11 protein-coding genes and 1 pseudogene are annotated in these 9,892 nt (G+C 64.4%); 10 read left to right on the top strand and 2 right to left on the bottom strand.

Translation table 11 applies throughout. From position 1 onward, the window contains the following. From VIR09_RS24900 to VIR09_RS24935, 8 genes and pseudogenes are all read left to right on the top strand, one after another. Window positions 1–317 (top strand): annotated as a pseudogene (locus VIR09_RS24900) (Bcr/CflA family drug resistance efflux transporter); the annotation flags it as partial. A 42-nt stretch (window positions 318–359) separates the two neighbouring features. Next, window positions 360–773, top strand: a complete 414-nt coding sequence (locus VIR09_RS24905; RefSeq protein WP_013394344.1) for a PaaI family thioesterase — start codon at window positions 360–362, stop codon at window positions 771–773. Window positions 774–1,028: 255 nt separating this feature from the next. Continuing rightward, window positions 1,029–1,304 (top strand): hypothetical protein, encoded by a 276-nt coding sequence (locus VIR09_RS24910; protein WP_332015280.1) that lies wholly within the window; start codon window positions 1,029–1,031, stop codon window positions 1,302–1,304. Window positions 1,305–1,308: 4 nt separating this feature from the next. Then, window positions 1,309–1,833: a DNA-binding protein gene (locus VIR09_RS24915; RefSeq protein ID WP_332015281.1), complete on the top strand. Its 525-nt coding sequence runs from the start codon at window positions 1,309–1,311 to the stop codon at window positions 1,831–1,833. Window positions 1,834–1,988: 155 nt separating this feature from the next. Further along, window positions 1,989–2,936, top strand: coding sequence for a helix-turn-helix domain-containing protein (locus VIR09_RS24920; protein WP_332015282.1), 948 nt, complete (start codon window positions 1,989–1,991; stop codon window positions 2,934–2,936). Window positions 2,937–3,162: 226 nt separating this feature from the next. Further along, window positions 3,163–3,540, top strand: coding sequence for a cupin domain-containing protein (locus VIR09_RS24925; protein ID WP_332015283.1), 378 nt, complete (start codon window positions 3,163–3,165; stop codon window positions 3,538–3,540). Between the two features lie 51 nt (window positions 3,541–3,591). Then, window positions 3,592–5,298: a thiamine pyrophosphate-binding protein gene (locus VIR09_RS24930; protein ID WP_332015284.1), complete on the top strand. Its 1,707-nt coding sequence runs from the start codon at window positions 3,592–3,594 to the stop codon at window positions 5,296–5,298. A 15-nt stretch (window positions 5,299–5,313) separates the two neighbouring features. Then, complete coding sequence (locus VIR09_RS24935; RefSeq protein WP_332015285.1) at window positions 5,314–6,690, top strand: aldehyde dehydrogenase family protein; 1,377 nt, start codon at window positions 5,314–5,316, stop codon at window positions 6,688–6,690. Window positions 6,691–6,740: 50 nt separating this feature from the next. Here the strand turns inward: VIR09_RS24935 and VIR09_RS24940 are convergent, their stop codons facing one another. Both VIR09_RS24940 and VIR09_RS24945 read right to left on the bottom strand, forming a co-directional pair. After that, entirely contained in the window at window positions 6,741–7,727 is a 987-nt protein-coding gene (locus VIR09_RS24940) for a zinc-binding dehydrogenase (RefSeq protein WP_332015286.1), read from the bottom strand. Window positions 7,728–7,765: 38 nt separating this feature from the next. Continuing rightward, window positions 7,766–8,380, bottom strand: a complete 615-nt coding sequence (locus VIR09_RS24945; RefSeq protein WP_332015287.1) for a nitroreductase family protein — start codon at window positions 8,378–8,380, stop codon at window positions 7,766–7,768. A 112-nt stretch (window positions 8,381–8,492) separates the two neighbouring features. Between VIR09_RS24945 and VIR09_RS24950 the strand changes: the two genes are divergently transcribed. Further along, a complete protein-coding gene (locus VIR09_RS24950; RefSeq protein ID WP_332015288.1) occupies window positions 8,493–9,428 on the top strand; it encodes a LysR family transcriptional regulator in 936 nt (311 codons plus the stop codon). A 145-nt stretch (window positions 9,429–9,573) separates the two neighbouring features. Beyond that, window positions 9,574–9,892 (top strand): ATP-binding cassette domain-containing protein (locus VIR09_RS24955; protein ID WP_332015289.1); only part of this gene is annotated, 319 nt, incomplete at its 3' end.

Raw genomic sequence — 9,892 nt, forward strand, 5'->3', positions numbered from 1 at the left:
CGCTGGCCGGCGCGCTGACCTTGCTGGCCGGCGGCGAGGACAGCGGCCTGCCGCAGTTCACCGCCGCCGTGGCGCTGTACCTGTTCGGCATGGGGCTGGTCAATCCGCTGGGTACCGCCATGGCGCTGGGGCCGTTCAGCCGACAGGCGGGATTGGCTTCGTCGCTGCTGGGCTGCCTGCAGATGGCTTGCGCCGGCGGCATGACGGCTCTGGCCAGCCTGGCGGGCGGCAGCCCCGCGACGACCCTGGGCCTGGTACTGGTCGCGGCCTCGATGCTTGCGTTCGTGGCGCTGATGGCGCGTCGACGCCAGGGATAGTATTTTCCTTCTTCTCGATAACCCTCTGCCTAGGAACACGCCATGTTGCGCTCCAGTGAAACCATAGATCGCCTCTTCCAACGCCAGCAAGGCACGCTGCCCGACACCTTCGGCGTACGGCCCTTGTCGATCGAAGAGGGGCGCATGTCCATGGAAATGACGGTGGCGCCGTGGATGATGGCGCCCAACGGATACCTGCATGCCGCCAGCCAGGTGATGTTGGCGGATACCTGCGCCGGTTATGCCACCCTGGCGCACCTGCCGGAAGGCGCCAAGGGCTTCACCACCCTGGAGCTGAAATCGAACTTCCTGGGTACCGCCAAGGAAGGCGTGCTGACCGTCGAGGCGGTGGCGGAGCACATGGGGCGCACGACCCAGATCTGGTCGGCGACCGTGGTCGACGCAAGCGGCCGCAAGCTGTCGCTATTCCGTTGCTCGCAGATCATTCTCTGGTGAACGCGCGGCCCGGCGAGGGCCCGCAGCGGTAGAACCCGCAAGCCATTCCAGTCCTTTCGCCCGTTTTTCGGACGGATTCCGCCTTGGTTACCGCGAGTGCCCTCGATAAGCTGCAACGTCGGCTTTCAGGGCCGGCGGCCGTGGCCGCAAAGGGCGTCGCTCATCGACAGCATGTGCGCGGCTGATATCCCCTGAAGTCGTGGTCAGGTTGTCTATTGACAACCTGTATGAATGTCTTCATACTGGATACCAATGATGGCTCGTCCGTCCCATCCCAAGAAAGAGGTAGAGGCAGCGCTGCGCCACGCCGAAGAAAACGGCTGGCGCGTGGAAGTTGGCGGCAGCCATGCATGGGGGCGGATTTATTGCCCCAGCAATCTGGCGGACTGCCGTTGCGGCGAATTCTGCATCACCAGCATCTGGAGCACGCCACGAAACGCCGGCAATCATGCGCGCGCTTTGCGGCGCGTCGTAAACAACTGTACTGCGCACCGTCCGTTGCCCGAGGCAGCCGGCGGCGCATGGGAGTAGTGCAATGGAATACACCTTTACCTTGAAGTACCAGCTTGCGGATGGCGATCACGACATGGACGCGCTGGTCGAACGCCTGGGCGCGGCAGGTTGCGACGATGCCCTGATCGGCACCGGGCTGCCGGGGCGCATTGCGCTGGAGTTCACCCGCGAGGCCGATAGCGCAGAAACTGCCGTGTGCACGGCGCTGAGAGACGTCAGGCGCGCCGTGCCATCCGCGAAGTTGATCGAGGCCGCACCCGATCTGGTGGGCTTGACCGACGTGGCCGAAATCGTGGGCGTTTCCCGGCAGAACATGCGCAAGCTCATGCTCGCCTATCCGGGCAGTTTTCCACTGCCGGTCCACGAAGGCAGCACGTCGATCTGGCATCTGGCGGACGTGCTGGCCTGGTTGCAGGCCAGGGGCGGCTATCCACAGGCGGCAAGCGCGATGGACGTGGCGCGCGTGGCTTTGCAGGTCAACGCGGCCAAGGAAAGGCAACGACTGGCGCCGTCTGTGTCCACCAAGCTGGAAGCCTTGCTGGCGTAATGCCATTCTTGGCTGAAGGGCTCGCTGCGGCCTGCGTGCAATAAGAGGATGGGCGCGCCTGGAAGGCGTCTTGCGGCCAGCGATCGGCATTGTTATCTTTCTTCTGAGCTGCCGCCTGCGCAACGCCGCTGGCTGACTTTCGGGAAGGAGCGGGCATGCTGACCATCCTCGACACGCAATCCATCGACCCGGGCTGCCGCTTCGCCGCGTTCCGGCAGGCAGTCTGCGAGATCGCCTCCCTTGGCGCGCACCGCTCTGGTGAAAGCGCGTTCAATGCCCGGATCCGGCGCAGCAGGGTGGGCTTCTGCGAATGCTCGTTCGTCGACTTCGACGCGGTCACCATCGAACGCAGGCTGACTGATATCGAACGCGACAGGAAGGGCGACTATCTGCTCGCGCTCCATGTCGACGGCAATGTGCGCATGAAGCAGTTGGACCGCGAGCTTTGCCTGGGCCCTGGCGACTTCGCGATTTTCGATAGCGCGCTGCCTTACCGGATCGAGGTCGACAGCCCGGCGCGGCGCGTGGTCATGCGTTTTCCGCGCAACGAGTTTTCGCGCCGGGGACTGGCTTCCGATGCCGTCTGCGGCCGAACCTACAGCGGCGAGCGCGGCACCAGCGCAATCGCCTCGCGCCTGCTGGGCATGCTGGCGGGCGAGCCTGCCGATCTGGTATCGGCGGCCGGCCATTCCCTGGCCTCCACGCTGCTGGACTTGATTGCGGAAGCGGATAATGAGGACGGAACGTCGGCGCTGGTGCGTCCGGCCCACGACCACATCCTGCGACGCATCCGGACCATCGTCCTTACGCACCTGTCGAATCCCGAACTCTCCGTGGCCCGGGTGGCGGAACTGGCGGGCATTTCGTTGCGCTACCTGCACCAGGTATTCAGCGTCACCGGCACCACCGTGCACAAATGGATTGAGGCAGAGCGCCTGGAGCGCGCCTGGTGCGCGCTGCGCAGCCAGCATCAACGGCAGCGCAGCATCCAGGAGATCGCGCTGGATTGCGGATTCAACGATCCGGGCCATTTCAGCCGCCGGTTCGCGAAGAGGTACGGCCAGACTCCCAGCCGACTGCGTGCAGGCGGCCGCAAGGATTGATCGCGTCGTACAGGCGCCGCGCAACACCCGCCAGCAGGCGCATCGGCCAGGGCGTCTGCGTGACTGCACAAAACGCCAAGAGATTGTGCGCTTTCGGCGTCCTTCTTCCCCCAAGCCTTTAGTACCTTGAAGCTCAGCAGCGGCGGCTGCGACATGGGCGCATATGCGCCGTGGCGAGAGGCCCTCGCGGCTATGGAAGGCTACTGAAACTTGAGTGGGGTGGAACATGAAGGTAATCGAAAACCTGGACGGATCGGTCGCGTCGATGCAAGGCATCGTCCATCAGACCGTCGCGTCGCATCACGACGGCCTGAAAGGGCTGTCGGTCTGGCGCCAACAGATCTCCGTAGGCATGGCTACGCCGAATCACTGGCACGCATGCTCCGAGCTGGTCGTCTGTGAGCAGGGCAAGGGCAGGGTCGAGTCAGATCTGGGTGTCCTGCGCTTTTCAGCAGGCATGAGCGTCGCCATACCCGGCGGGCGAGTGCATCAGATTTTCAACGACGGGGATCAGACCCTGCACATCACGGGAATACTCGCCGCATCGCCAGTGGAGGTTTTCCACGCAGACGGGATGCCGCTGCCGCTGCCCTGGAGAAGCTGAGGACGCAAGCCTGACCGTACGAAGAAACAAAAAAAGGAGTTCGTTGTGAGGATGACATTCGGTGAACGGCTGGTGCGCCTGCTGCAGAAGGAAAGGGTGGAGTTGATTTTCTCCCAGGGCGACCTGAGCCTGGTGGAGATTCAGAAACACGCGGATGCGAGGGGGGTGAAAATCGTGTGTCCCCGCCACGAACAGGCGGGAGTCTTCATGGCCTCGGGCTATTACTGCATGACTGGCCGCCCGCAGGTCGCGATGGGCGCAATGGGGCCCGGCGTGGCCAACATGTTGTCGTCAGCAGTCTGCGCCGCGCAAGAAAACATTCCCGTGATCCTGATCGGGTCGCGCAGGCAGTACGACACCAACCTGGCCGTGCGCCGCAACCGGTGGCTCCATGCGCCGATGCTGGAAATGTTCCGCGAACCCTGCAAGTTCGCCGCCTGCATCGACACGCCCGGGCATCTGGACGATATCGTCAGAGAGGCATTCAGGCAGGCGCTGACCGGCACGCCGGGTCCGGTGTATCTGGAATTCGATTATTCCATCCAGTCCCGGGAATGGGATTTTCCGCCCTTGCTCGAACCCGCGAGTTATCGCGTGGCGCCGTCCGGCGCCGATGCCGCAAGCGTCGCGAAGGCTGCCGAAATGATCCGCAATGCCCACCGGCCCTTGCTGCTGGCCGGCAGCGGCGTCGTGCGTAACCGTCTCCATGAAAAGTTCCGCCGCCTGGCGGATCGGATCGGAGGCCCGGTCATCGCGTCGTTGGGTGGCACGGGCGCCATCCCGGAATGCGACAGCAAATACCTGCTGCAATTCAGCGAGGCAGGCATGCAGGCGCTGCGGGCATCCGACCTGGTGATCGGCATCGGCACCAACTTTCCGGAGATGGATGGCTATGGCCGCCTGGGCAGCTTCAGCCGTGGCGCGGACGGGCGCAAGGTGTTGGTGTTTGAGGCCGATCCGCACATGGCGGGAGTGAATCGTCCCTTCGACCACGTGCTTGTCGGCGACCTGGACCGGACGCTCGATCAGGTCATGGCGGAACTGGAGGGCAAGGTGCTGGCGGCCCGCTGGGACGAGCTGCCGCAGCTGAAGGCGGGATACCGGACCGAGCGCGAGGCGATGGCTGCGTCCATTCCGGAAACCGAACACATCCACCCATCCCGTTTGATGATCGAAGCCCGCAAGGCGGTGCCAGACGATGCCGTGGTAGTGCTGGACGGTGGACTCACGATCCTGCACAAGATCGCCTTTTTCGAACAGCGCAGCGACGACTTCCTGTACACCTCCACGTTTTCGCATCTGGGTTCGGGCCTGGGCTATGCCATAGGCGCGCAGCTGGCTTCGGGCCGGGAGCGGCCGGTCTGCCTGCTGACCGGAGATGGGGCGCTCGGATTCCATCTGGCTGAATTTGAAACGCTGGTCAGGCATGGCTTGCCCGTGGTGGTCATTGTCAACGACGACCGCGCCCTGGGCGCCGAAATGGCCTCACACATGAAGAGCATGGGCAAGCCCGTCGAGACCACTTTCAGCCCCGTCCGCTACGACCAGATCGCGCGCGCCATGGGAGGACACGGCGAATATGTCGAGACGGCAGACGAGATCGTTCCCGCGGTCAAGCGAGCCTTTGCGGCGGGCAAGCCTGCGTTGGTACAGGTCGTCACGGATCAGCAGGTTAGCTATCTGTATCCGCCTCCCTATGCCGAGGCACTGATCGGCTGGCTGGAGAACGATCCGGCTGCCGCGGCGGCGCAGGTTTGAAACCAGGGGCATGCCATGAACCAGATTGCAGACATCGACTTGCCCAAGGCGCTGAGACGGCAACGGGATGCGTTCCTGCGGGACGGTTTTCCCAGCCTGGAGACACGGCTGGACCGCCTCAGGCGCCTGGCGGACATATTGAAGAACAACGAGCGGGACATCGTGGAGGCGGAGGCGGCCGATTTTGGCGGCCGCAGCCGCGTCCTGACGCATAACGCGGACATACTCGGGGCTCTCGAGATCATTCGCCATACGTCCGGGCAACTGGCTGGCTGGATGCGACCGCAAGGGTTGGATGTCGGCAATCCGGAACTCGAGGTCAGCCTCAGGCATGGCCCGTTAGGGGTGGTGGGCGCCATGACGCCCTGGAACGGTCCGGTCCTGATCAGCTATCTGGCCCTGGTTGGAATCCTGGCGGCGGGCAATCGCATGATGATCAAACTGCCCGAACTGACGCCCTTGACCTCCGGCCTGCTGGCGCGGGAGCTCGCAAAAGCGTTCGACGAATCAGAGGTGCTGGCGGTGCTGGGAGGAGCGGACGTTGCGGCCAATTTCAGCCGCCTGCCGTTCGACCACCTGCTTTTTACCGGATCCACGGAAACCGGAAGAAAGGTCATGGTGGAGGCCGCCAGGAACCTGGTGCCCGTGACGTTGGAACTAGGGGGGAAGTGCCCTGTGTTCCTTGGCGAAAAGGCGGATATCCACGCGGCCGCGCCGCGCCTGGCGCATGGAAAAATGCTGTTCGCGGGGCAGATATGCGTGACGCCCGACTACGTGCTGTGTCCACAGGAGCACGTGCGCCTGCTGGCCGACAACATCATAGGCGAGGCGCAATCCATGTATCCGTCCATGCATGGCAACGACGACTATTGCGCCATCATCAACGACAGACATTTCGCGCGCCTGGAGGCGCTGGTGGAAGACGCCCTGAAAAAAGGAGCGATTGCCAGGAGACTGGACTACCCGGAGGGCAGGGAGGCCGGGGCGCGCAAGTTTCCGCTGACCGTGCTGTTCAACGTCGACGAGGGAATGGACGTGATGCGCGAGGAAATCTTCGGGCCTGTGCTGCCCATCGTGGGGTACGGGTATTTCAAGGAGGCGGTGCAGTTCGCGCAGGGGCGGGACCATCCCTTGGCGGCCTATTACTTTGGCGGCGACCCATCGGAAATCGAGCGGCTCGCCGGCAGCTTGAAGGCTGGATCCCTTACGCTCAACGACGTGGTTTGCCAACTTTTCCATGAGCAGATTCCGTTTGGCGGGGCGGGCGCAAGCGGCATGGGCCGATATCGGGGGGCCGCGGGCTTCAAGACATTCAGCAACCTGATGCCGGTCGTCACGCAGCACGCGGGGGAGGCCATGCTTGCGGGGGCCAGGCCGCCGTTTGCATCTTGAGACCCGCGGGCATGCCGAATGTCCACGCACGATCCGGCATGCCTGCCGCATTACATGCGCACGACGAGTTTGCCGGGCGCGCGCTGGCCCTCGATCAGCGCATGCGCCTGCCGTACTTCGTCGAACGCGAAGGTTTGTTCGAGCAGGGACGGCAGACGCTTGCGAGCGATGTCGTCGGCAATCGAGCGCAGCGGTGCCTTGTCCAGTGGCAAGGCGGGCGTGCCTAACAGTTGGCTCGGAAAAAAGCTGAGCCGCACGGCAGGCGGCAGGTCCGCCATCAGATTGAACTGTTCGAGCACAGGAGGCCCGCCCAGCAGTCCGACGACCGCCACGGCGCCGAATGGACGCAAGGCTTTCGCGGTGTCGCGCAAGGTGGCCGCGCCGACGACTTCCAGCGCAGCATCGATTCCTTCGGGGAAGTCGCGCCGCATGGCCTCGGCCACGGCGCCGGTGTCGACGATGACCTGGTGCGCGCCGGCATGCAGCAGGCGCTTTTCGTTCCCGGTGGAGCGGGTCGTCGCCACCACCCGCAAGCCGGCGGCTTTCGCGTAGGACACGACGGCGAGACCCACCGTGGAGGTCGCTCCGCGCACCAGCAGCGTTTGGCCCGGCTTGACGGCCAGGCTCTTTTCGAGCGCGCCCCAAACCGTCAAATACGCCTGCGGCAGGGCGGCGAGCTCTTCCCACGACAACGTGGTTCCGTCCAGATCGATCACGTTGGTCAGAGCCACGGTGACCTCTTCGGCATAGCTGCCGTGACGGGTGAATTGCAGGCCGCCCATGGCCGTGGCCACGCGCTGTCCGATGCGGAAGGTGCCCGAAGCGTCTTCGGCGATTTCGCCGACCGCTTCTATGCCGGGCACGCGGGGGACGTCTATCGGCCCCATCTTGCCGGCGCGCAGGTACGTTTCGGCGCGGTTCAGACCGAAGGCGCGCACGCGGATGCGCACTTCGCCGGCTTGCGGCGCCACGGACGGGATGTCGCGGATTTGAAGCACTTCCGGGCCGCCGGCTTGGTCAATGACATAGGCTTTCATGGTTTTTCCTTGTTCAGAATGAAGTGTGTCTGGACGGGTCAGGCGTAGGACAGGACGTCGGCGGTGGCTTTGCGGGGCTTCTGCGGCCAGTTGCCGGGAGCGGCGTAGCCGACGGTAACGAGCATGACCGGCACCTCGTCGGCCTGCAGGCCGAAGGCTGCGGTGACGCCTTGAGGATCGAATCCGATCATGGGACCGGAAGCCAGGCCGCGATCCTGCGCGGCCAGCATCAGCGTCATGGCGGCGAGCGAGGCTGACCGTATGGCTTCGTCGCGCTGTAGCGCAGGGTTGTCGCGGTACATGCTGTTGGCGGCGGCGACCCAGCCCGCGCGGGTGGCGTCGTCCAGAATTCCGCGTTCTACCGATGGCTCAAGGGCGGCGGGAAGCGTGGCATGAGGGGCGAGCGTGCCGCAAACGATGAAAGTGACGGCGGCGTCGGCGACTTTCTCCTGGCCATAGGCGAGCGGCAGCAGTTTGGCCTTGCCGGCGGCGCTGCGTATCGCCACAAACTTCCAATTTTGGACATTAAAGGCAGATGGCGCCGTCGTCGCCAGTTGTATCAGCCGGTCGATCTCCGGGTCCGACAAAGTCCGGCCGGCATCGTACTTGTTCGTGGAAATTCTTGATTTCAATAGTGTTTCTAAGGTGGGCATCGCTATCTCCCGGGATCGGGTAAGGGTGGAACACGCCCACACTATGCCGATCTGGAAGGCTTGCCGGAATCGCCAAAACCGATACACTACCTATCAGAATTGAGAGGATTGAATGGACCTCAACGCTGTCGAGATGTTCGTCGCCGTGGTGCATGCGGGCAGCTTGTCCGCAGCTGCGGCGCGCACCGGTATTCCATTGCCGACCTTGAGCCGCCGCATCCGCGAACTCGAGAAGCAGCTCAGCGTTCAGCTGTTCGAGCGTTCAGTCCGGGGAACCCGGCTGACGGACGTCGGCGTCAGGCTGTACGAGCACGCCAGCCGTGGCATCGAGGCCTTGATGGACGCCAAGGAGGCGGTGCTCAATGCGCAGCGCCAGCTGGAAGGACTGCTGCGCCTGTCGCTGCCGCCGTCGTTCGATATCTGGTGGGATCTGCTGGCTGCGTTCCAGCAGCGCTATCCGGGCATACGGCTCTTCGTCCACACCACCGAGCGGCGCGTCGACTTGATCGTCGACGGCATCGACGTGGCCCTGCGCGTGGGCGCGATCGAACATGAGTCCATGGTTGCGCGGAAGGTCTTGCAGTACCGGCACCGCCTGGTCGCGAGCCCCGCCTTGCTCGAACGGCTGGGCCATCCCGCAACGCCGGAAGACCTGCACCAGTTGCCCTGCGCGGCCTGGGCGCGCGCAGGCTACGAGCCGCCGGTATGGCATCTGGGGGGAACGGCTTTCCATCCGCGCCCGATCCTGTCCACGAACGATTACGCGCAACTGCGCCACCGCGCGCTGGCCGGCCAGGCCGTGACGGAGTTGCCAGTCTTTCTTGCCGCCGAAGACCTGCGCGCTGGGCGGCTCGTGGGCGTGCTCGACGAGTATCCCTTTCCGGAACAGGAACTGAACTTGCTGTATCCCTCGCACAGGCATCCTTCGTCCGTTGTGCGGGCGTATCTGGAGTTCTGCCGCGAATACTGGCAGGACGAAGCGCGGGCCGGTGCGGCCAATTCGCCCGGCGCATCGCGCTCGCCACGATCGAACAGGACGCCCAGGTAAGGCGGTAATCGCCATTACAATGCCGCATCAATCCCCCCACCAGGAGTCATTCGCCATGCGCCATTGATGCCGCCGTCTACCCGACGGCCAGTCTCCACCCACCCCCAAAGAGCAGGGGGAGTTCTTGGCATCCTTGGAACCGCACATGACGAATCCCTATCTCGCGCTGGAAGGCGTGTCCTATGTTCTGCCGGACGGCAGGACGCTATTCTCCGGCCTCAACGAACAGTTCGACCTGCGGCCTACCGGGCTGGTGGGCCGCAATGGCGTGGGCAAGAGCGTGTTGGCCCGCATTCTTGCCGGCCAATTGCCGCCGGCCTCCGGCCGCTGCGTGCGTTCGGGCAGCGTGCATTATCTGGCCCAGCAGGCCGCGCCGCGCGTAGCCGGGACCGTGGCCGGCCTGGCGGGCGTGCAGGCCACGCTCGATGCGCTGGGACGCATCGAAGCGGGCAGCGCCGCCGCCG

Origin of the sequence: Achromobacter sp. (genome assembly GCF_036567245.1) — a bacterium.
Taxonomy (GTDB): Bacteria; Pseudomonadota; Gammaproteobacteria; order Burkholderiales; family Burkholderiaceae_B; genus Achromobacter.